General features: G+C 65.9%; 18 protein-coding genes. 14 read left to right on the plus strand and 4 right to left on the minus strand.

Features of this window, described 5'->3' with window-relative positions:
* Positions 1–2: 2 nt before the first annotated feature.
* Entirely contained in the window at positions 3–1,415 is a 1,413-nt protein-coding gene (locus tag I6F21_RS22560; RefSeq protein ID WP_225140563.1) for an FAD-binding oxidoreductase, read from the minus strand.
* Positions 1,416–1,580: 165 nt separating this feature from the next.
* Between I6F21_RS22560 and I6F21_RS22565 the strand changes: the two genes are divergently transcribed.
* From I6F21_RS22565 to I6F21_RS22630, 14 genes are all read left to right on the plus strand, one after another.
* Positions 1,581–2,465 carry a dihydrodipicolinate synthase family protein gene (locus tag I6F21_RS22565; protein WP_225140562.1) on the plus strand — a complete coding sequence of 295 codons (885 nt, stop codon included), beginning with the start codon at positions 1,581–1,583 and terminating at the stop codon, positions 2,463–2,465.
* Between the two features lie 192 nt (positions 2,466–2,657).
* A complete protein-coding gene (locus I6F21_RS22570; protein WP_225140561.1) occupies positions 2,658–4,991 on the plus strand; it encodes a TonB-dependent siderophore receptor in 2,334 nt (777 codons plus the stop codon).
* Between the two features lie 2 nt (positions 4,992–4,993).
* Positions 4,994–6,190 carry a PepSY-associated TM helix domain-containing protein gene (locus I6F21_RS22575; RefSeq protein ID WP_225140560.1) on the plus strand — a complete coding sequence of 399 codons (1,197 nt, stop codon included), beginning with the start codon at positions 4,994–4,996 and terminating at the stop codon, positions 6,188–6,190.
* Between the two features lie 76 nt (positions 6,191–6,266).
* Positions 6,267–7,499 carry a rhodanese-like domain-containing protein gene (locus I6F21_RS22580; protein ID WP_225140559.1) on the plus strand — a complete coding sequence of 411 codons (1,233 nt, stop codon included), beginning with the start codon at positions 6,267–6,269 and terminating at the stop codon, positions 7,497–7,499.
* A 125-nt stretch (positions 7,500–7,624) separates the two neighbouring features.
* On the plus strand, positions 7,625–8,869 hold the full coding sequence (gene serA / locus I6F21_RS22585; RefSeq protein ID WP_036026910.1) for a phosphoglycerate dehydrogenase: 1,245 nt from the start codon (positions 7,625–7,627) through the stop codon (positions 8,867–8,869).
* Positions 8,870–8,977: 108 nt separating this feature from the next.
* Entirely contained in the window at positions 8,978–9,997 is a 1,020-nt protein-coding gene (locus tag I6F21_RS22590; RefSeq protein ID WP_225140558.1) for a patatin-like phospholipase family protein, read from the plus strand.
* A gap of 3 nt (positions 9,998–10,000) precedes the next feature.
* Positions 10,001–11,455 (plus strand): SLC13 family permease, encoded by a 1,455-nt coding sequence (locus I6F21_RS22595; RefSeq protein WP_225140557.1) that lies wholly within the window; start codon positions 10,001–10,003, stop codon positions 11,453–11,455.
* 92 nt (positions 11,456–11,547) lie between these two features.
* Positions 11,548–13,209, plus strand: coding sequence for a tannase/feruloyl esterase family alpha/beta hydrolase (locus I6F21_RS22600; RefSeq protein WP_225140556.1), 1,662 nt, complete (start codon positions 11,548–11,550; stop codon positions 13,207–13,209).
* 49 nt (positions 13,210–13,258) lie between these two features.
* Positions 13,259–13,708 (plus strand): MarR family winged helix-turn-helix transcriptional regulator, encoded by a 450-nt coding sequence (locus I6F21_RS22605; RefSeq protein WP_036026867.1) that lies wholly within the window; start codon positions 13,259–13,261, stop codon positions 13,706–13,708.
* Between the two features lie 14 nt (positions 13,709–13,722).
* Positions 13,723–14,493: an enoyl-CoA hydratase gene (locus tag I6F21_RS22610; protein WP_036026870.1), complete on the plus strand. Its 771-nt coding sequence runs from the start codon at positions 13,723–13,725 to the stop codon at positions 14,491–14,493.
* Positions 14,494–14,604: 111 nt separating this feature from the next.
* Positions 14,605–16,686, plus strand: a complete 2,082-nt coding sequence (locus I6F21_RS22615) for a methyl-accepting chemotaxis protein (protein ID WP_225140555.1) — start codon at positions 14,605–14,607, stop codon at positions 16,684–16,686.
* Positions 16,687–16,811: 125 nt separating this feature from the next.
* The gene (locus I6F21_RS22620; RefSeq protein WP_036026912.1) at positions 16,812–17,750 is read left to right on the plus strand and encodes a dihydrodipicolinate synthase family protein; all 939 of its coding nucleotides are present in this window, start codon (positions 16,812–16,814) and stop codon (positions 17,748–17,750) included.
* Positions 17,751–18,106: 356 nt separating this feature from the next.
* Positions 18,107–19,507 carry a selenium-binding family protein gene (locus I6F21_RS22625; RefSeq protein WP_225133966.1) on the plus strand — a complete coding sequence of 467 codons (1,401 nt, stop codon included), beginning with the start codon at positions 18,107–18,109 and terminating at the stop codon, positions 19,505–19,507.
* A gap of 83 nt (positions 19,508–19,590) precedes the next feature.
* Entirely contained in the window at positions 19,591–20,184 is a 594-nt protein-coding gene (locus I6F21_RS22630) for a hypothetical protein (RefSeq protein WP_225140654.1), read from the plus strand.
* A 3-nt stretch (positions 20,185–20,187) separates the two neighbouring features.
* Here the strand turns inward: I6F21_RS22630 and I6F21_RS22635 are convergent, their stop codons facing one another.
* The 3 genes from I6F21_RS22635 to I6F21_RS22645 are packed head-to-tail and all read right to left on the minus strand — an operon-like array spanning position 20,188 to position 22,763.
* Positions 20,188–20,886 carry a DUF1045 domain-containing protein gene (locus tag I6F21_RS22635; RefSeq protein WP_225140554.1) on the minus strand — a complete coding sequence of 233 codons (699 nt, stop codon included), beginning with the start codon at positions 20,884–20,886 and terminating at the stop codon, positions 20,188–20,190.
* Positions 20,887–20,904: 18 nt separating this feature from the next.
* A complete protein-coding gene (locus I6F21_RS22640) occupies positions 20,905–22,098 on the minus strand; it encodes an alpha-D-ribose 1-methylphosphonate 5-triphosphate diphosphatase (RefSeq protein WP_225140553.1) in 1,194 nt (397 codons plus the stop codon).
* Positions 22,095–22,763, minus strand: coding sequence for a chloramphenicol acetyltransferase (locus I6F21_RS22645; RefSeq protein ID WP_036026920.1), 669 nt, complete (start codon positions 22,761–22,763; stop codon positions 22,095–22,097). Before I6F21_RS22645 ends, I6F21_RS22640 begins: the two co-directional genes overlap by 4 nt.
* Positions 22,764–22,932 lie beyond the last annotated feature (169 nt).

Here is a 22,932-nt window from a genome sequence, read left to right on the forward strand (position 1 = left end):
GTTCAGATCACCTTGCCGGGATTGAGCAGGTGATCGGGGTCGAGCGCCGCCTTGAGCGTGCGCATCAGCGCGATCTCGGCCTCGCCCCTCGCATGGCCCAGCCATTGCTTCTTCAAGGTGCCGATGCCGTGCTCGGCGGAGACGCTGCCGCCGAGCTCGCGGACCAGACCGTAGATGATCGCGTCCATCTCCTCCTTCGGCTGTTGCGCGACGGAAAGGCCGGTGACCCAGGAGACGAGATGCAGATTGCCGTCGCCGATATGGCCGTAATAGACGCTCTCGCAGCCCTCGATGCCGGTCGCGAGCGCCGTCTTGCAGCGCGTGACGAACTCGTTCATGCGTGCCACGGCAAGGCCGATATCGTAGGAGATGTGCGGCCCCAGCACCTGGCCGAACTCGGCGCAGATGTCGCGCACGCGCCAGAAGGCCTGCGTCTGCGCCAGCGATTGCGCCACCGCGGCATCCGCCAGCAGCCCGCGCTCCATCAGCTCCTCGAGCCAGCTCTCAAAGCGCGGCGCATCGATGCTCTCGTCGGTGCCCTGCGCTTCCACCAGCACGTAGAGACCGTGGCCTGGGGCGACCGGGGGCTTCACGCCGGCGCGCGCCGTGATCACCTCCCAATAATCCGGCCACATCACCTCGAAGGCGGACAGCAGCGGGCCGAGCCCTGAGCGTGCGGCATCGAGCAGCGCGATCACCGCGGCATAATCCTTCAGCGCGCAGAGCGCGGCCATGGTCGAGCGCGGCTTCGGGAACAGTTTTAGCACCACGCGGGTGATGATGCCGAGCGTGCCTTCCGAGCCGATGAACAGATGCTTCAGGTCATAGCCTGCATTGTTCTTCATCAGCTTGTTGAGGCTGGTGATGATGGTGCCGTCCGGCAGCACCACTTCGAGACCAAGCACCAGCTCGCGCGTCATGCCGTAACGGATCACGCGGTTGCCGCCGGCGTTGGTCGAGAGATTGCCGCCGATCGCGCAGGAGCCGCGCGAGCCGAGATCGAGCGGAAAGAAGAAGCCGGCTTCGTCGGCCGCCTTCTGGATCGTCTCCAGCGGCGTGCCGGCTTTCACCGTCATCGTCATCGAGGCGCGATCGATCTCCTCGATGCCGGTCATGCGCTCCAGCGAGATCGCGACCCAGCCCGCTTCGGGCGAAGCGCCGCGGCACAGTCCGGTCAGTCCGCCCTGCGGCACGAACGGCAGATGCGCCTGCCGGCAAGTCGTAATCGCGTCGGCAACGCCCTGCGCATCGACGGGGCGGATCACCGCGCGCGGCGTCTGCGGCAGGCTCGCGCTCCAGTCGTTGCAATTGCGCGCCGGCACATCTGTGCCAACAAGCACTGCCAGCGCGCCGAGCCTGTCGCGCAACGCGCCGAGCAATTGGTCGGGGCGTCCGGTGGGGGTCACCATGTTCATGCGAGACCTCCTCAAGATCTGGCCGCGCACATGGCGCGGAGGATTTGCATGAACGTTGTATGTAAGGTACAAGAGCAAAAGTAAAGTGAAAACAAGGTCTCGGCAAGCGCGAAAGATCGTTCGATATCAGCGGCTTGGCCGGGTGCGGCAGCAAAGGGTGGTGTGATGGCCGAGGCAATTTGCGGGTTCTGGGTGGCGTCGGCGACGCCGCTGGCGACGGACGGCAGTGTCGACGCCGCCAAGCTCGCCTCTCACGCCAAGCACCTCTTCGGCAAGGGCGTCGACGGCGTCGTGCTGTTCGGCACCACCGGCGAGGGGACCTCATTCAACGCCGCCGAACGGATTGCGACGATCGAAGCGATGCTCAAGGCCGGGGTCGCGGCGGAGCGCATCGGAATCGGCGGCGGCTTTCCGGCCATCACCGACAGCATTGCGCTGACGCGCGCCGTGCTCGGCCTCGGCCTGCGCCACGTGTTGCTGCTGCCGCCCTATTTCGATCGGAGTGTCACGCATGAAGGCATCGAGGACGCCTTTGCGGCCGTCATCGACGGTGTTGCCGACGATCGCCTGCGCGCCTCGCTCTACCACATTCCGCAAGTCTCGGGCGTTGCGATCCCGACGACAGTCGCCGCAAGCCTGCGCAAGCGCTACGGCCAAGTGGTTGCCGGTCTGAAGGACTCCAGCGGCGACTTCAAGCAGTTCCAGGCATTCCGTGCCGCCGCGCCCGAGCTCGCCATCACCGTCGGCAACGAACCCGACATCGCCCGCGCGATCGCTGCGGGCGGCGCCGGCACCATCTGCGGCATGGCCAACATTGCGCCGGAGCTGGTCAAGGCGATGGTTGACGGCAAGAACGTCGAAGCGCGCATGCAGGCGGCGGTCGACGTCGTGCTGAAGACGCCCTCCCTTGTCGCAACGCTGAAGGCGATCCTTGCGGCGCAGACCGGCGATGCAGGTTGGTTGCGCGTGCGTCCGCCGCTCCGCGCTTTGTCGGACGGCAGTGCGTTCAAGCGGAAGCTCGACGAGTTGATCGCTCCCGCCATCGCGTGATCGTGAAATATCGGGCCACGATTTCGCGTGCAGCGTGTCATGCGCGGTGCACCGGCAATTCATGATTGCTGTTCAGCATCCGCCTCCTCTTAGAACAATTCAACACTAGAGCGATTCAAGCTCGGCTACGGTTCTCCTCGATCTCGGCGGCTGTTACAGGCGCACACTTCAATGCTCCTGACTTGAAGTGGAATGAAAGTGCGTGCCTTCGTGGATGGCCAACGTGACAACGGCCATCGAACCGGTGCCGGCAAGAGCCGTGCAGGTCTTCTCATGGGAGCAGCGGTGCTGCTCATCGAATATCCCTTCACCACGACGAGCGCACAGGCGCAATCGGCTCTGCCGCCGGTGACGGTGGAGGCGCCGGCGCCACGACCGAAGCCGGCACGTGCATCGGAGCAGTCGTCACGCCGCGCGCAAACGGCGGCGCGCCGCCAGCCCAGCCGCAATCCCGCACCCGCGGCGCCGACGCTGTCGGAGCGCGCCGCTGCCGTAGCCGCCGCACAGCAAGCCGCAAAGCTCGGCTACCGCGCGATGCCGAGCGCGACCACGCTGCGCAGCGGCGCCTCGCCGCTCGACACCTCGCAGGCCGTCAACGTCGTGCCCGCGCAGGTGCTGAAGGACCAGCTCCCGCGCAACATCGACGACGCGCTGAGCAACGTCTCCGGCGTCACCCAGACCAACACGCTCGCCGGCAGCCAGGACGCGGTGATCCGCCGTGGCTTCGGCGACAACCGCGACGGCTCGATCATGCGCAACGGCATGCCGCTGGTGCAGGGCCGCAGTCTCAATCCTGCGGTCGAAAGCGTCGAGGTGCTGAAAGGTCCGGCTTCGCTGCTCTACGGCATCATGGATCCCGGCGGCATTGTCAACACCATCAGCAAGCGGCCCGAGCTCTATCAGCATGGCTCGGTCACGCTGCTCGGCTCGGCCTTCAGTGCCTCCAAGACCGGTGCCGACGGCCTGCTCGACGTCACCGGTCCGATCGGCGACCAGGGGCTCGCCTATCGTTTCATTGGCTACGGCGTCAGCGAGGATTATTGGCGGAATTTCGGTCGTCACCGCGAGATGCTGGTTGCGCCCTCGCTCGCGTGGTACGGCCAGGACACCACGGTGCAGCTGAACTACGAGCACCGCGAGTTCATCTATCCGTTCGACCGCGGCACCGCGTTCAATCCGGTGACGAAGGCGCCGCTGGCCGTGCCCGCTACGCGCCGGCTGGATGAGCCTTTCAACAACACCTGGGGCACGTCCGATCTGATCCAGGCTTCGGTCGAGCACCGCTTCAACCAGGATTGGAAGCTCTACGCAGGCTACAGCTACAACACCGAAACCTTCAGCGCCAACCAGCTCCGCATCACCGGCATCAATTTCACGACCGGCGTCGAGACGCGCAGCAACGACGGCACGGGAAGCTCGCTAAGCAATGTCAGCTATGGGACATCCTATGTCTCGGGCGGCTTCTGGCTCGGCGACATGCGCAACGAGGTGCTATTCGGCGGCGACGGTCAGTATCGCACGATCTATCGCGACGTCTTGATCCGGCAGACAACTCCCGCCTTCAACGTCTACGATCCTGTCTATGGGCTGATCGGGCCTGGAACCAGGGTGTCGAACCCCGACAGCGCCCAGACCGACAAGCTTGGCCAGTGGTCGCTGTTCTTCCAGGACACGCTGCATCTGACCGAGCGGTTCGCACTGGTCGGTGGTGTGCGCTATATGGACTACGATCAGATCGCCGGACGCGGAAAGCCGTTCAACACCAACACAAACGTGTCGCAAGACAAGGTGCTCCCGCTTGGCGGCGCGATTTTCAAGCTGACCGATCAGATCTCGCTTTATGCGAGCTACACCGAATCGCTGAAGCCGAATTCGACGATTGCGCCGATCGGCGTGGTGATCGACTCCAGGGTCGCGCCCGAGGAGGGTGTGTCGTACGAGACCGGCGTGAAGTTCGACATCAACCAGCGCATCTCCGGAACCGTCGCATTCTACGACCTCGACAAGAAGAATGTGCAAACGACGAAGACGAACAGCGCGGGCGTGGTGGAGCTTCACACCGTCGGCCGCGCTCATTCGCGCGGCCTCGAAATCGACGTCACCGGCAGGCTCACCGACAGTTGGGCATTGATTGGGAGCTATGGCTATACCGACGCCCGCGTGACGGCCTCCGAGGATCTGACGTTGCTCGGCAAGAAGCTGCAAAACGTCGCCTTGAACACCGCTTCGCTCTATCTGGTCCACGACTTCGGCACCGCATTGCCCGGCCAGCTCCGTCTCGGCGGCGGGGCGCGCTATGTCGGCGATCGTCCCGGCGATTCGATCAACAGCTTCTTCCTGCCGTCCTATGTCGTCGCAGACCTCTTTGCGACTTACGAGACGAAACACGAGCAGTTTCCGGTGGTGTACCAGGTGAACGTCAAGAACCTGTTCGACACGGTCTACTATCCCTCAGCCGTGAATAATTTAAACGTCGCTATCGGCGACGCGCGCCGGGTGTCTCTCTCGGCGACGGTGAAGTTCTAGCCATGGCCGCGCGGCCCGGGCACATGATCAAAACTGTCCTGCTCCAGGTCCATTCCATCGCAGGCCTGGTGCTCGCGCTGCTGCTAGCCTTGATCGCGCTGACCGGCGCGATCATGAGTTTCGAGGACGAGATCGTCGATCATCTCAACGCCGGCATCATGCACGTCGTGCCGCGCGAGATGCCGGCGCTGATGCCGGACGAGCTGGTCGCGCGGCTGGGGGCGGGGCAAAATTTCGGTCAGGTCTCGGCCGTCATGTTGTCGAGCGATCCGACTGCGGCCGTGCGGGTCCGCTTCGCGCGCGATGAGCAGGGCGAGCGGCCGAATTCGCTCTATGTCGACCCCTATGATGCGCGCGTGCTGGGTGCGCCGCGCGGCGAGGCGTTCTTCGCGACGGTTCGGAAGCTGCATCGCTGGCTGCTGATCCCTGGCGATGCCAAGGGCTGGGGCCGCCAGATCACCGGTGTGGCCGCACTCGGCCTGATCGTCATGCTGGTCTCGGGCCTCGTGCTGCGCTGGCCACGTCGCGCGCGCAGCGTGAAGATGTGGCTCAAGCCCAATCTCGGTCTCGGCGGACGCGGGCTGCATCGCTCGCTGCATGCGGTGATCGGCACCTGGGTTCTTCCGGTCTATCTGGTGATGACGCTCACGGGCCTGTGGTACTCGTTCGACTGGTACAAGGACGGCGTCGTCTGGCTGCTGTCGCGTCCAGAAGTCTCTGCCGCGAAGATGCAGCCAAGAATGTCCGCGAAGGCGCCGCGTGCGGCGGCTCGTTCCGAGCCGGCCCAGCCGATCGGGTTCGACCTGGCATGGACGACGTTCCGGCGTGAGGAGGGCGACCGCTTTGCCAGGGCTCTGCTGACGCTGCCGCCGGGGCCTGGCACGGTGATACGGATCCGGTCGTGGGGGAAGGAGTCGACGCTCGACACCAAGCGCGATGAATTCCGCATCGATGCCGTCACCGGTCAGGTCGCCTCCACGGAACGTTACGCCGACAAGACGTTCGGCGAGAAGATCATCGCCAACATGCTCGATATCCATCGCGGCGCGGTCCTGGGCTGGCCCGGCAAGCTCGCCTTCATGATTGCCGCAGCCCTGATGCCGCTGTTCTCGGTCACCGGCATTTTGCTCTATCTGTCGCGCCGCAAGCTGCGGCGCCCGGCGCAGCCGCCGCTTGGGCGGCTCGTTCCGGGCGAGTGAGTTGCAGCCGAAGAGGCTAGCCAACACCTCGACAATCGTTCAAAAGCCCGTGGCACGTCCTTGTCAGGTTTTCGCCATGAAGCTTCCGACCGTCACCCCCGCCGATATCCGCCGCGCCCTGCTCCTGCGCGAAGAGATCGCGCTGCTCGATCTCAGATACGAGGCTGCCTTTGCCACCGGCCATCCGCTGTTCGCCGCCAACATGGCCGCCGACCGGATCGCGATCGAGGCCGAGGTGCGGCTGCCGCGCAAGGACGTTGCGATCGTGCTTTATGATGACGGCGAGGGGCTGGTTGCGACCGGCGCCGAGCGTCTGGCTGCACTCGGCTATAGCAATGTCAGCGCACTCGAGGGCGGGCTGAAGGCGTGGCGCGATGCGGGCTTCGAGGTTTTCGAGGACGTCAATTCCTATTCCAAGGCCTTCGGCGAGCTGGTCGAGTCGCGTCGCCACACGCCCTCGCTGAGTGCCGATGAGGTGGCAAAGCTGATCGCCGACAAGGCCAACATCGCCATCCTCGACGTCCGCCGCTTCGACGAATACGCGACCATGAACATCCCGGGCTCGGTCAGCGTGCCCGGCGCGGAGCTGGTGCTGCGGGCAGGCCAGGCCGCGCCCGACCCTGAAACCACGATCATCGTCAATTGCGCCGGCCGCACCCGCTCCATCATCGGCACCCAGTCGCTGATCAATGCCGGCGTGCCCAACAAGGTGCGGGCGCTGCGCAACGGCACCATCGGCTGGACCCTGGCGCGGCACGGGCTCAATCACGGCGCCGACAGGCGCGGCGCGATCGGCCCGTTCGAGGGCGGCCCGGCCAATGCCCGCGACGTCGCCTATCGCGCCGGTGTCCGCCATATCGGAGCGAACGAGATGGCGGCGCTGGTCGCAGAAACCCATCGCACGCTGTATCGCTTCGACGTGCGCGGTGCCGAGGACTATGCGGCCGGGCATCTTCCCGGCTTCCGCCATTATCCCGGCGGCCAGCTCGTGCAGGAAACCGACATGGCCGCGCCCGTGCGCGGCGCGCGCATCGTCCTGACCGATGACAGATGCGTCCGCGCCGACATGACGGCGTCCTGGCTGGCGCAGATGGGTTGGGAAGTCTATGTGCTCGAGGGCGGCTATGATTGCGCGCTGGAAATCGGTCCACCGCAGGTCTTGCCGAAGCCCGACCCGGCCCACCGCTATCGCCGGCCCTATGAAGGCACCGATGTGGCCGAATCCGCGATGCAGGCCTATCTCGATTGGGAATACGGCCTCGTCGAGCAGCTCCGCCGCGACGGCACGCACGGGTTCTATGTGATTTGACCGAGCTCTGGGATGCCAAGCGCATCCTCAGCTCCGGCCGTCTTCTCCCCGTATCCGTTCCCTATTGTGCTGCGCACCGCCCGCGGTCTATGTGCGAAGGCAAAGCTGCCATCTACGGAGATGCCATGTCCGCCCCAGGCCAAAGCCCTGAGCGAAGCGCCAAGGCGCTGCTGCTCGAAGGCGTCAATGATAGCGCTGTCGACCTTTTTAGGGGCGCGGGCTTCACCAATGTCGAGCGGCTGACCAAGGCGCTGGACGGCGCGGATCTGCGGCGCGCGCTCGAAGGCGTGTCGCTGCTCGGCATCCGTTCGCGCACGCAGATCACCAATGAGGTGCTGGGGGCGGCCGGCCAGCTTCTCGCGGTCGGCTGCTTCAGCGTCGGCACCAACCAGGTCGATCTTTCGGCGGCGCGCAAGCGCGGTATTCCCGTCTTCAACGCCCCGTTCTCCAACACGCGCAGCGTCGCCGAGCTCGTCATCGGCGAGATCGTGATGCTGCTGCGGCGGATCTTTCCGCGCTCGGTGTCGGCCCATGCCGGGGGCTGGGACAAATCGGCGGCGGGCAGCCGCGAGGTGCGCGGCCGCACGCTTGGCATCGTCGGCTACGGCAATATCGGCTCGCAGCTTTCGACGTTGGCCGAAGCCATGGGCATGCGCGTGATCTATTTCGACCGCACCGACAAGCTTCGCCACGGCAACACCGAGCCGGTCGAGAAGCTGGAAGATCTGCTGGCGCAGAGCGACGTCGTCAGCCTGCACGTGCCGGAGACGCCGGAGACTGCGGGCATGATCGGCGAGAGGGAGCTGCGGGCGATGAAGCCGGGCTCGTTTCTGATCAACAACAGCCGCGGCACCGTGGTCGATCTCGATGCGCTGGCGCGTGCCTTGCGCGACGGTCATCTCGCCGGTGCGGCCGTCGACGTCTTTCCCGTCGAGCCTTCGTCGAATGCCGATCGTTTCAATAGTCCCATTCAGGGCATCGAGAACGTCATCCTCACCCCCCATATCGGTGGGTCGACTGAGGAGGCGCAGGAGCGCATCGGCGGCGAGGTCGCGCGAAAACTGGTCGACTATTTCATTACCGGCTCGACGATGGGCGCGGTCAACTTCCCGGAGGTGCAGCTGCATCTTCGTCCCTCCGGTGCACGCTTCAGCCATGTCCATCGCAACGTGCCCGGCATGTTGCGGCGGCTGAACGAGGTCTTCCTTCAGCGCGACATCAACATCGCCGCGCAATATCTGGAGACCGCCGGCGACCTCGGCTACGTCGTGCTCGACGCCGATCTCGGCGGTCAGGATTCCGGCGAGCTGCTGCGGCAGATCCGCGGCCTCGAGGGAACGGTCGGGGCGCGGCTGGTATTTGAGCACTAAACCGCCCACGTTCCGGTTGCATCTTGCGGCCGGTGCTCCCACACTGCGGTCGAATTCGACGTGTTCCAATCGCGTCGAATTTGAGCTTCAGTTGCGTGAGTGTCCGCCATGGAACGGGACGCCGTACTGATTGATCTCGCGCTGCAGGGCGGCGGTTCGCATGGCGCCTTCTCCTGGGGTGTGCTCGACCGTCTTCTGGAAGAGAAATGGCTGGAGATCACCGCGATCTCCGGAACCTCCGCAGGCGCGATGAATGCGGCGGTCCTGGCGGACGGGTGGACGGCCGGCGGCGCCGAGGGGGCGCGTGAGGCGCTTGACCGATACTGGCGTCGTATCTCGAAGGCCGCGGCCTTCAGCCCGCTACAGCGCTCTCCGCTCGACCGCTTGATGGGGCGCTGGACCCTCGATACGTCGCCGTTCTACATCCTCACCGATTTGATGTCGCGTGTGCTCTCGCCCTACGACCTCAATCCTACCGGTTACAATCCGCTGCGCGCGGTGCTGGCCGAGAGCATCGATTTCGAACGGCTCGTGCGCTCGCCGATCCAGCTATTCATCACCGCGACCCGGGTACGCACCGGGCGCGGACGTATCTTCCGCAACGCGGAGATCACGGCCGACGTGCTGCTGGCATCGGCCTGTCTTCCAACCATGTTCCGCGCGATCGAGATCGACGGCGAGCCCTATTGGGACGGCGGCTATGCCGGCAACCCGACCATCACGCCGCTGGTCCGCGAAAGCGACGCGCATGACACCATTCTCGTCCAGATCAATCCGACCGAGCGGCCGGAGCAACCGCGGACGGCTGCGGAGATCCTCAACCGTCTCAACGAAATCTCCTTCAACTCGCCGCTGATGAAGGAGCTGCGCATGATCGCGCTGCTGCGCCAGGCGGCCGATCCGGGCAGCGGCGAGGGCGCGCGCTGGGCGAAGATGCGCACGCACCGGATCAAGAGCGACATGCTGGCGAAGTTCGGGGCCTCCTCGAAGCTCAACGCGGAGTGGGAGTTCGTCTCGATGCTGCGCGCCGAGGGACGCATGGCCGCGGACAACTTCCTCGCCGAGCACGGCGCGGAGATCGGCCGCCGCTCGACCGCCGATCTCGATGTCCTGCTGTCGGAGTGCTGAGGCATGGGTCTCCTCGGCCTCCTCGTCGGACTCGGTCTGCTCGTCCTATTCGCCTTCCGCGGTTGGAGCGTCCTGCTGCTCGCGCCGTTCGCCGCACTCATTGCTGCGTTGTTCGGCGGTGAGCCGCTGCTCGCGAACCTGACCCAGGTGTTCATGGTGAACGCGGCGGGATTTCTGGCGCAGTTCTTTCCGATCTTTCTGCTTGGTGCCGTCTTCGGCAAGTTGATGGACGACAGTGGCGCGGTGACGTCGGTCGCCGGCTTCATGGCGGAGCGCCTCGGCGAACGCCGCGTGATCCTGGCGGTCGTGCTCGCCGGCGCGCTGGTCACCTATGGTGGTGTCAGCCTGTTCGTTGCGTTCTTCGTCATCGTTCCAATGGCCCGCTCGCTGTTTCGTGCCGCTTCGATTCCGCGTCGTCTGATCCCGGCCGCGATCGTGCTGGGAACGTCGACCTTCACCATGTCGGCCCTACCTGGCACGCCGTCGATCCAGAATGCGATTCCGATGCCGTTCTTCGGCACGACGCCGTTTGCCGCGCCGGGCCTCGGCATCGTCGGCTCGCTCATCATGCTCGGCGCGGGATTGTGGTGGCTGCATCGCGCCGAAGCTGCGGCGCGCCGCGCCGGTGAAGGCTATGGCGACGACGCCGAGGGCGCGATCGAGCAGGCCGCTGCTGACGAGCTCGTGCGCGAGCGCGCGACGACTGCCCGCGAGTTCGATCCGGCGGAGCTACAGCACGGTCATCGCAGCGAGCGGCCGTCGCCCGTGCTGAACGCCATGGCGCCGCTCGTCGTTGTCGTGACCGTCAACCTGGTGATGTCGCTGGTGGTGCTGCCGCGGCTCGATGTCAGCTATCTCGCCGAGCCGCGCTTTGGCGACACGACGCTTGCGGCGGTCGCAGGCGTGTGGTCGGTCGCGGTGGCGCTGGCTGCCGCCATCGTCACGACCATCGCGCTGAACTGGGCGCGCCTGCCGGTGCTGCGCCGGACCATGGACGCCGGGGCCAATGCGTCGGTCCTGCCTGCGTTCAGCGTCGCCAGCCTCGTCGGCTTCGGCGCCGTCGTGGCCTCGCTGCCGGCGTTCACGATCGTGCGCGACTGGGTGCTGGCGATCGAAGGGGGACCGCTGGTCTCGCTCGCCGTCGCGACCAACATCCTGGCCGCGCTGACCGGGTCGGCATCGGGCGGCCTGACCATCGCCCTCGATGCTCTCGGCCCGACCTATGTCGAACTTGCCGCGCGCCACGGCATCGACCTTGCGCTGATGCATCGCGTGGCGGTGATCGGCGCGGGAACGCTGGACATCCTGCCGCATAACGGTGCGGTGGTCAGCCTGCTCGCGATCTGCGGCCTGACCCATCGCGACAGCTATTTCGATATCGTCATGGTCGGTATCGTGACCTCGCTCCTGGCGCTGCTGGCGGTGATCGCCCTGGGCACTGCGCTGGGCTCGTTCTGACGGAAAGCCGGCGTCAGCGATTGACGGACGGGCGAAGGTTGCATTGAATGCGGCCAAGTGCCGAACGCAACAGGACAAGCCGGGTGGAAACGATGAAGCGCAACAGAGCGAAGCTGTGTGCATGGCTGGTGGGCACTGGGGCCGCAATGAGCGCGAGTGGTGCCTCAGCGGCAACGCTGGCCGAAGACGCCGAGACCGTCTGCAAAGGCCTCGTCGGCGGCGCTGACGCCGTCAAGATCGATTCCGCGACCTTGCAGGCGCCATCCCAATTGGCCGTCGCCGAGCGTGGGCCGACGCCATCGGCACGCATCACGCCGGCCAATCCGCGCTTCTGCAAGGTGCTCGGCCATATCGATCCCACCGATCCCACGGCGCCCCCGATCAAATTCCAGGTCAACCTTCCCGTCGAATGGAACGGTCGCTCGCTGCAATATGGCGGTGGCGGCTTCAATGGTGTGCTGATCACGGGCCTTGCGCTGCCGCCGGCCTACCCCTTCGACAAGCCCTCGCCGCTGGCGCGCGGCTTCGTCACCTACGGCACCGACTCCGGCCACGAGACCAAGCAGGGCGAGCCGCCGCAGGTCTTTGCGCTCAACGACGAAGCGTTCGAGAATTTCGCCCATCGCGCCTACAAGAAGGTGCGCGACGCTGCGGTCGGGCTGATGCAGCGTGCCTACGGCAGGAAGCCGGAGAAGCTGTACTTCATGGGCTCGTCAGAGGGCGGCCGCGAAGGCCTCGCCATGGCGCAGCGCTATCCCGATGATTTCGACGGAATCTTCGCCCGCGTGCCCGTGATCAACTGGGTCGGACTGCAGCATGCCGGTACGCGCTCGGGTCTCGTCACCATGGGCGAGGGCTGGATCAACCCGGCGCAGGTCAAGCTCGTAGGCGAGGCCGTGCGCGCGGCTTGCGACAAGCCCGACGGCTCCGACGATGCGCTGGTGCAGGATCCCGTCGGCTGCAAGGCCGCCTTCAAGGTCGAGACGCTGCGCTGCGCGGCCGGCAAGAGCGGTGACCAGTGTCTCACCGATGCACAGATCAAGGCGGTGAACACGCTGCACTCCACCTATAAATTCCCCTTCGCGCTCGCCAATGGCCTCGACGATTATCCGGGCTGGGGCGTCTCCGGCGAGGACATCCCCGCGGTCGGGCCGACCGGCGGCTGGGTCTCCTGGTGGCTCGGCACCGCGCCGCCGGCGCAGCCGCCCGCGCCGAACAACGGCATCGCCTGGATCTACGGCGCCGGCGGCATCCAATATGTCTTCGCGCGCGATCCGAAGCTCGACGTCACCACCTACAAGGTGGAAGAGCACAAGGCGCGGCTGCTCGAAGTGTCCAGCCTGATGGATTCCACCGATCCCGATCTCAGTCGGTTCCGGGCGCGGGGCGGCCGGCTGATCGTGCTCGAGCACATGGCCGACTACGCCCAGAGCCCCTATGCCGGCATCCGCTACTTCGAGAGCGTCGAGCGCAAGATGGGCAAGGCCGAGACCGCGGAGTTCGCGCGCCTCTACACCGCGCCCGGCGTCGACCATGTCGGCTCCGGCGCGCCCGCCAATGTCGATATGCTGAGCGTTCTGGTCGACTGGGTCGAGAATGGCAAAGCGCCCGGCGACTTAGAGGTCAGGGAGCAGAAGGTCGAGGCGCCGTCGTTTGCCGCGACGCGCGCGCTGCCGCTGTGCCGCTGGCCGGCCTGGCCGCACTACAAGAGCGGCCCGGTGACGGAAGCGGCGAGCTTCACCTGCGCGCCGTAACCAAGAGGGCCCGTTTGACAACGCGCCTGCGTTTCACTATCTATTTCGCATGCGAAATAACGGCGCCGGCGCGCAGCACCATCGGCTGATCTACTTGCTGAGTGTCGCCCAGCGCCGGCTGCAGCGCTGGATGGCGGCGCGGCCCGAGAGCGCGGTGACGCCGGCGCAGGCGGGGTTGCTGTTCATTCTCGGCAAGCAGGATGGCGCGCTGATGGGCGAGGCTGGGGCGGCGCTCGACATGGGACCGGCCGGCATTTCGGGTCTCGTCGACCGGACGGTGGCTGCGAAGCTGGTCGAGCGGCGGGCCGATCGCGAGGACGGCCGCGCCTTTCGCATCTGGCTGACGCCGAAGGGGCGCACCGCGCTGGCGCAGGCCAAGACTAGCGCGGCGGAGGTCAATGCGGCGCTGACGGAAGGTTTCACGGCCGCGGAAATCGACATCGTCGCACGCTGGCTGACGAGCATTCAGGACAAGTTTCCAAGACGTTCAGACGAATAACACGGAGCAGACTAATGACCGAGCACGTCCGGATCGAGAATAGCGGCGGAATCCTCACCCTCACGCTGGCACGTCCCGACAAGAAGAACGCGCTGACGGATGCGATGTACGGCAAGCTCGCCGACGCGATCGAATCCGCCGAGTTCGACCCGTCCGCCCGCGTGATTCTGATCCGCGGCGAGGGCGACATGTTCACCGCCGGCAACGACGTCGGCGAGTTTGCGGCGGTCGCGGCCGGCAAGTCCGAAGGCAGCCGCAACGTGGTGCGCTTTATCCAGTCGCTGGCGCGTTGCACCCGGCCGCTGGTCGCGGCCGTGCAGGGCCGTGCCGTCGGCGTCGGCACCACGATGCTGCTGCATTGCGACCTCGTCGTGCTCGCCGACAACGCGCAATTGTCGACGCCGTTCGTCAGCCTCGCGCTGGTGCCTGAAGCCGCCTCCAGCCTGTTGATGCCGGCGCGCATCGGCTATGCCCGCGCCTACGAGATGTTCGCGCTTGGCGAAACCGTGCCGGCCAGGTCGGCGCTGGAATGGGGACTCGCCAACCGTGTGGTGCCGCTCGATAGGCTCGATGCCGAAGCGCTTGCGCTGGCGCAGCGTCTCGCCCGCCAGCCGGCCGGGGCCCTCATCGCGACCAAGCGGCTGATGCGCAACGGCGAGGCGCTGGTCGCGCAGATGCAGGCCGAAGGCGAGCAGTTTGCGCAGCGCCTGCGCACCGCCGAAGCGCGCGAGGCGTTTACGGCGTTTGCGGAGCGCCGCCCGCCGGATTTCACCAGAATAGGATAGTATTCCGAATGCGTGCAGGTTGGATCGCTTCGATTCAACTCAAACCTTAACGAAACATTGGCACGTGGCGGTGCAAGGTGGGCCTCTCCTGAGAGTTAGATCCCTCGACCCATGTCCATTTTTAAGAAATCGGTAAGCACGCTCCTCCTGGTCCTGATGACGCTGCTGGCGGCCGGCGCGCTGACCAGCACGGCCATCCAGATGGTCGGGGCTTTCGGCCGCTATAGCGACAGTCTGGAGACCGAGCGGCTCGCGAATGCCGACAAGTCGATCTTCCATGGCGTGGTTGCCCTGCGCAGCAACCGTGGCGATGCCCAGAGCGCCCTGCTCGGCGAGGACGACCCGCGCGCCAAGCTCGGCATTGCCGAGAAGGCGGAACAGGCCGGCTTCGACGCCATCAGCGCGGCGCTCCCCACCGTCGAATTCGCCCGCCGCGACGAACTCGCCAGCACGCTGAAGCAGCGCTGGAGCGAGGCCGCGCCAAAATTCCAGTTGTTCTACGACGAGGCCAAGCTGCCGCGCGCCGAGCGCAAGCTGGAGCGGACCGCGCCCTGGTACGATGCGGTCACCAAGGTGATCGAGACCGCCAATCTCGCATCCACCGCGGTGTCGAACCGCGCCTGGATGAACGATCCTTACATCGCCCGCATGATCCAGGCCCGCCGCCTCGCCTGGCAGGTGCGCGACCGCTACGGCATCCAGTGCTCGACCCTGCGGCCGAACGTCAACGCCAGCAAGCCGCTCGACGATGCCCAGAAGCAGACCGTGGCCGGATGGAACGGCGTCGTCACCGCCGGCTGGACCGGCATGGAGGAGCTGCTGGCTGCGCCTGACGTGCCGGCCGACCTCGTCAACACGGCCAAGGAGGCGAGGGCCAAGACTGACGGCGCCCTCAAGCAGATCGGCGAGATCACCAAGGGCTTCGACGGCAGCGGCCGGCCCGCGATGCCCGCCGCGGAATGGAACGCGTTGTGCCAGGCTCCGTTCGCCTCCATCGTCGCGGTCGCGAGCAAGGCGCTCGACCTGTCGATCGCGCACGCGGAGGCGGTTCAGGCTAAGGCCCTCACCAATCTCATCGTGCAATCCTTCGGCTTCCTGCTTGCACTGGCCGTGACTGTCGCGGGCGTGTTTGTGGTGCGCAACCGGCTGATGCGCCCGGTGCGCGCCATCCTCGACGCCATCGCCCGCATCGGCGCCCGCGACTATGCGACGCCGGTGCCGCAATCGCGGCATCCCGACGAGTTCGGCACCATGGCGGCTGCGCTCGAAAGCCTGCGCGAGAGCGCGGCGACCGCGGAGCGGCTGGGTAACGAACGCGAATCGCAGCAGGCGCTTCAGCTCGCCCGCTCCGGCACCGTCGACGCCGCCTGCCGCAGCTTCGACGACACGGTGCAGGCGGTCATCCAGAGCGTTGCGGCCTCGACGCGGGAGCTCGACGCCACCGCAAGCGGCGTGCGCTCGCTGGTCACGGAATCGAGCAGCCAGACCGCGGCGGTGTCCTCGGCAGCCGAGCAGGCCACCAATAATCTCGAGACCATCGCCGCCGCGACCGAGGAGCTCTCCGCATCCGTGGGCGAGATCTCCGCGCAGGTGCAGTCGAGCGCCCGCGAGGCCCGCGAGGCCGTGGCCCAGGCCGAGCAGACCAATGCGACGGTCGAGATCCTCGATCAGACGGCGAGCCGCATCGGCGAGGTCGTGAAGATGATCAACGCGATCGCGGCCCAGACCAATCTGCTGGCATTGAACGCCACCATCGAAGCCGCGCGCGCCGGCGAGGCCGGCCGCGGCTTCGCGGTGGTTGCAGGCGAGGTCAAGAGCCTTGCGGCGCAGACCGCGACGGCGACGGAAGAGATCTCGCGCCAGGTCGAGGAGATCCAAGGCGCGACCGGCCAGGCGGTCGCCGCGATCCGGTTGATCGGCGGCGCCATCGGCGGCATCGACGAGAAGATGACGGCGATTGCCGCCGCGGTCGAACAGCAGCGCGCGGCCACGACGGAGATCTCGCGCAACTTCCAGCAGGCGGCCCAGGGCACCCGCGAGGTCACCGATACCATCGGCAGCGTCGCCAGGCTCAACCAGGAGACCGGCAATGCCGGCACGGTGCTGTCGGAGTCCGTCAAGAAGATGTCGGCGGATGCCGATCGTCTTCGCGTCGCGGTCGAGGGTTTCCTGGGCGCCGTGAAGAGCGCCTGATTTTCGTACTCTTTCCATCGGACGTCGCGCGGGCATTGCCGCAGCTCGGCACTGCGGGTACATCTGTGCCGCCTCGCTCCCGCGGGCGCGGCGGCAGACGCAAGACATCAGGGATGGAGAGTTCGATGCCGGTCACCCCACACAAGGCCCAACGCCCCTATCGCGGCGTGTTCCCGGTCGCGCCCACCATCTTCGACGAGCGCGGCGAGCTCGACCTCGAGGGTCAGCGCCGCTGCATCGATTTCATGATCGACGCCGGCTCGCACGGCATTTGCATCCTCGCCAATTTCTCCGAGCAGTTCGTGCTCACCGATGCCGAGCGCGACACGGTGATGCATGCGGTGCTGGACCATGTGGCCGGCCGGGTTCCCGTGATCGTCACCACCACCCATTTCAGCTCGGCCGTATGCGCCGCGCGCAGCAAGCAGGCCGAGGCGGCCGGCGCCGCCATGGTGATGGTGATGCCGCCCTATCACGGCGCGACCTTTCGCGTCCCCGAGAAAGGCATCGTCGAATTCTTCAAGGTGCTCTCCGGCGCGATCAACATCCCGATCATGATCCAGGACGCGCCGGTTGCCGGCACGCCGCTGTCGGTCGAGTTGCTCGCGCGGCTGTCGCGCGAGTTTTCCAACATCCGCTATTTCAAGATCGAGGTGCCGGGCGCGGCCTCGAAGCTCCGCAGCCTGATCGAGGCGGGCGGCAAGGACATCGAGGGCCCCTGGGACGGCGAGGAGGCGATCACGCTGCTCGCCGATCTCGACGCCGGCGCCACCGGCGCCATGACCGGCGGCGGCTATCCCGACGGCATCCGCCAGATCATCGATCCCTATTTCGCGGGCGATCGCGAAAAGGCGAAGGCCGCCTACGAGCGCTGGCTGCCGCTGATCAACTACGAGAACCGCCAATGCGGCCTGATCGCCTGCAAGGTGATGATGCAGGCCGGCGGCGTGATCAAGTCGGAGGCGGTGCGCCATCCGCTGCAGCCGCTGCATCCGGCGACGCGCGCCGGGCTATTGGAGCTCGCCAAGGAGCGCGACGCGTTGGCGCTCAGGTGGGGGAAGTAATTCTCTCCCCCGTCATTGCGTGAAGCTGTCGTAGGGTGGGCAAAGCGAAGCGTGCCCACCAACTTGCGCGCCCGCGGGAAGAGCGGTGGGCACGGCGGTTTGCGCCTTTGCCCACCCTACGAAGGCTGCGAGGAGCGACTTGTGCGCCCTCGCTCGAAATGAACGAGGGATGCCCATTTCGCCTGAAGGCGTCGAATTAGCGCGTGCCGGGCCGTTCCCCATAGCCCCGCGATGGCATAATGTACGCGCGCCAACCGGCGCCTTGCGGAGATTCTCAGGACATCGCGCAACAGCTCTTCTTTTGCCACTATCCCGAGCCAGGTTGGTGCAAACCGACAGAACAGGGAGGCAGTGCCATGACGATGAGGCCGGATCCTACCTTTCACGCCTCGCCCAAGCTTGCGATGGAAGCGCCTGCGGAGAACTTTGCTTACACCTTGCTGCTCAGTCCGGATTTCTCAAAGCCGGATGCTCTCGCGGTCATCGACGTCAAGCCGGGATCGCCGACCTATAGCCAGATCGTCCATACCGTAGCGATGCCCAACAAGGGTGATGAGTTTCACCATTTCGGCTGGAATGCTTGCTCCTCCGCCCTGTCGCCGCTCGCCGGACACGCCTTCATCGAGCGGCGCTATCTCATCATCCCGGGGCTGCGCTCGTCGCGGATCTACGTGATCGATACCAAGCCCGATCCGACGAAGGCCAAGATTCACAAGATCATCGAGCCAGAGGAGGTCTTCAAGAAAACCGGCTACTCGCGGCCGCACACGATCCATTGCGGGCCGGACGGCATTTACGTGAGCACGCTGGGTGGCGGCGGCAAGGACGGCACCAACGGACCTCCGGGCGTCTTCATCATGGATTGCGAGACGTTCGAAGTTCTTGGACGATGGGAGATCGACCGTGGCCCGCAAACGCTGCATTATGATTTCTGGTGGAATCTGCCGCGCGATTACATGGTGACGAGCGAATGGGCGTTACCGCCGCAGTTCGAGAACGGGATCGTCCCGGAAGATCTGCTGGCGAACAAGTATGGCCATCGTCTCCACTTCTGGGACCTTCGCGCCCGTCGCAACGTCCAGACCATCGACCTCGGCGCCAATCATCAGATGGCGCTGGAGGTGCGCCCCGCGCACGATCCGGTTCGCGAGTACGGCTTCGTCGGTGTCGTGGTCGACACCACCAACCTCGAAGCGTCGATCTGGACCTGGTGGCGCGAGGGCGGAAAATTCCATGCCGAGAAAACGGCGACGATCCCTCCCGAACCCGCGCCCAAGGAGAAGCTGCCGCCGCTGCTGCAGGGATTTGGCGCCGTGCCGCCGCTGGTGACCGACATCGACCTGTCGATGGACGACCGGTTTCTCTATGTCTCGTGCTGGGGCACGGGTGAGATGCGCCAGTACGACGTCAGCGATCCCAGAAAGCCGAAGCTTGCGGGCTCAGTCCACATCGGCGGCATCGCGCGCCGCACGCCCCATCCGAACGGCAAGCCCTTTGCGGCGGGTCCGCAGATGGTCGAGATCAGCCGCGACGGCCGGCGCGTGTACTGGACCAATTCGCTTTATTCCACTTGGGACGACCAGTTCTATCCCGACGGGGTTCCGGGCGTGGAAGTCATGGCCAATGTCGGTCGCAACGGCGGCCTCGAGCTCGACAAGGACTATTTCGTGAGCTTCCCCGACGGATATCGTGCGCACCAGATCAGGCTCGAGGGCGGCGACTGTTCGACGGACTCATTTTGCTACCCGTCGGTCTAGATGGCACGCAGGCGAGCCCGGCCCTTGGCTGGCTGTGGCTCGCGCTTGTTGCGAGCGGTCTCTACCACGGGGTCAATCCGGGAATGGGATGGCCGCTCGCCGTTTCGGCCGGGCTCATGGACAAGAGCCCCCTCGCGCTCTTCCGTGCATTGTGGGCTCTGGCGGCCGGGCACCTCCTGGCAACACTTCTCGTGCTGCTGCCGTTCGCCTTCCTGCTCGTACTGGCCGAATGGCAGCGTCCAATCCAGATCGTCGCGAGTCTTCTCGTCATCGGCTTTGGCGTCTACCGGCTGATCGACCGGCGTCATCCGCGCGCGCTGGCACGAATTCCGCCGACGCAATTGGTGCTCTGGTCATTTGCCGTCGCCATCGCTCACGGCGCTGCCCTGATGCTCGTGCCGATCTATCTCGGGCTCTGCCAGGCCTTCAAGCTCGATGCCGGCCATCAGGCGGCGGGCGCGCTGATGACGGCAAATCTCGGGATGGCGGTGCTGGTGTCGCTGGTGCACGTTGCCGCCATGGTCGGCGCCGGCGGATGTCTGGCGTGGCTGGTCTACCGCCATCTGGGACTGACGTTCGTCTCGCGAAGCTGGTTCAACCTGGATGCAGCCTGGGCGATCAGCCTCGTTCTGGTTGGCGCGGTGGCGCTCGCTTTCAATCTTGCGACCTCGCGCTGAGGTCTACCGCACCAAAGCCCACTCGCCGATGATGCGAAACCGCGCCTTGGCATCATCCTGCTTGAACAGGGCAATGCGATCGATCGCGAGCGTCTCGATCCCCAGCGCCGCAAACCGTGTTCGCAGCATCTGAAGGATCGGCCCGCGCCGCTCCGCATCCAGCCGCCCCGTCAGCGTCATGTGGAAGCGGAATTCTTCCATCACGTAAGGATAGCCCCAGCGGTCGAGATAATCGCGCTGCCGCTCGCTGAGCTTCTCCGGCTTGCGCCGAGCGCGATCTTCCGCCGTCAGCGCGGCGCGAAACGGGTCGAACTCGCGAACGCAATCAGCGGCAAGTTGCTGGAGCGTTTCCATCGGCTCGGCCGGAATAACGGCAATGAAGCCGCTGATGGCATCGACCATCGGTCGGATTGCCGGGATAGGCCGTGTCTTGCCCGCGAACGCCTCGCAGGCGGCCAGCAGCTCGGCTTCGGTCTTGCCGGGCGCCAGCGCCATCGGCGCCTTCAGCGTGGCGTGAAAGCCGTACTTGCGGGGATCGGCGCTGAGCTCGCGCCAGTCGGGCGCGGCGTGCAGCGCCTGCTCTGGAAACGAAATCTCGCCGCCGCTGTAGGCGTCATAGCCGAGCAGCTCGGCGCCGAAGCGGGAGAGGGCGCTGTCGCGGCCTGCGGCAAAATAGATCGCGTAGCGGGGGAAACCTGTCATTGCCTCAGCATAACCAATTTACGCCGCGACGACAGTCTCGCGCGGGGCCGCCACTGCGGTGAGCAGCCGCGTCGCGTCGGTGAGATGCACGAGCCTGCCGCCTGAGATCACCGCGATCAGCCGCGGCCGCAGCTTCACGTTGTCGTCGACGAGGAGAATGTCAGCGCGGCGTCCCTCCGCGAGCAGGCCGCGATCGGTGAGGCCGGTCGCGCGCGCCGGGCCGGCGGAGACCAGATCCCAGGCCTGAGCCAGAGGCACCACGCCATCGGCGGCCAGGCGGAACGCGGCGAGCAGCTGCGCGGGATAATAATAGTCAGACGCCAGCACCGAGCAGAGCCCCTTGGCGATCATGTCGGAGGCCCTGGTCCAGCCGGTGTGGCTGCCGCCGCGCACGACGTTCGGCGCGCCATAGACGATGGCATCGCCGTGGCTGGCCGCAGCCTGCGCCGTCTCCTCGTTGATCGGAAACTCCGCGATCAAGGCGCCGAGCTCGCGAAAGTCCCGGCGCATCGCCGGGCTCGAATCGTCGTGCGAGAGCATCCGCACCTCGGCCCCGCGGGCCGCGGCGGCCAGGCGTGACACCGAGGCGGGCACCTCGTCGGCGCGCGAGACCACGCGCTCGACCAGCCGGTCGAATTCTTCACTCGACAGACCGGTGCGCTCCACCATGCGGTTGCGCTTGCGTGGGTTGGAGATGTCGGCAACGACGCCGTCCATATGATCGTTGAAGGCGAACAGGTCGACGCGGCCCTCGCTGAGCCACTGTGCGATCTCCGCTTCGGCATCGAGATTGAAGGTCTCGTGCCGCAGGTGGAAGCGGGTGTCGGCAGCGAACTGCGGACGCTGCCGCTCGATCGCCTCCATCAGGCCGCGCGCATTGTCGGCGCTTCGCAGGCCCGGCTCCCACGAGCAGGTCGTGGCGTGAAACACGGTGGTGATGCCGTTGCTGATCGCCTGGCGGTCGCTGTCGGCGAGCGCGACGTCGATCGGAAAGTCGACGCCGGCGCGCGGCATCATCTGCCGCTCGAAGGCATCGCCATGCAGATCGACGATGCCGGGCAGCACCAGCAGGTCACGGGCATCCAGTGCCAGCCGCGCCCGGCCGCGAGAAGCATCGACCTCTGCAATGTCTGTTCCGGAGACGAGAAGAGAGGTTTCGACGAGCTCGGCGCCGATCAGGGCCCGGCCGCCTTCGATGAATATGTCTGTCACGCGACCGCGCTTCGTTTGCTGGCAGGAGAATTGGCGAGTGAGCTCGCTTTTGCTTCGTATGCCGAGAGGAAATCTTCAATCCCGAGCTTGCGGAAATTGGGCAGCGCCTCGCGCAACTTGTCGTGATCCCAGTCCCACCAAGCAAGCCTTGCAAGCCGTCCGGCGATCTCCTCCGAGAATCGCCGCCGCACGATGCGGGCCGGATTGCCGGCGACGATGCTGTAGGCCGGCACGTCCTTGGTGACGATCGCGCCGGCGGCGATCACCGCGCCGGTGCCGATGTTGCGGCCCGGCAGCACGATCGCGCCATGGCCGATCCAGACGTCATGGCCGATATGAACGTGATGCCGGCGGCGCCAGTCGAAGAACTCGAGATCGTCGCTCTCACCTTCGAAATAGGCGCTGGATCGGTAAGTGAAATGCGCCTGAGTGGCGCGATGCATCGGATGGTTGCCGGGATTGATGCGGGTCATCGCCGCGATCGAGCAGAACTTTCCGATGGTGGCGTAGGTGATCTGCGCATCGTTCACGACATAGGAATAATCGCCCATCGCGACTTCATGCAGGATCGTGCGCGCGCCGACTTCGGTGTAGGCGCCAAGCCTGGTCTCATGCAGCTTGGCCGAGGGATCGACGGTCGGCTGAACCGAAAGAGCTTTGGCCATGTTGCATCCGAAGTGCGAGGGCGGGAGTCTTTCTTCGAGCGGCCGGATGACGGTGTCGTGACAATGAGATGACAGGGGATGACGTGCGTAGGATGGCCGCACTGCAGCAGCCTTGTCACACAAGTGTTAACCACGGGCGTTAGCGGTTGGCTCCAGCTACTCTGGAGCC

It is taken from the genome of Bradyrhizobium sp. NBAIM03 (assembly GCF_020194055.1).
Lineage (GTDB): Bacteria > Pseudomonadota > Alphaproteobacteria > Rhizobiales > Xanthobacteraceae > Bradyrhizobium > Bradyrhizobium yuanmingense.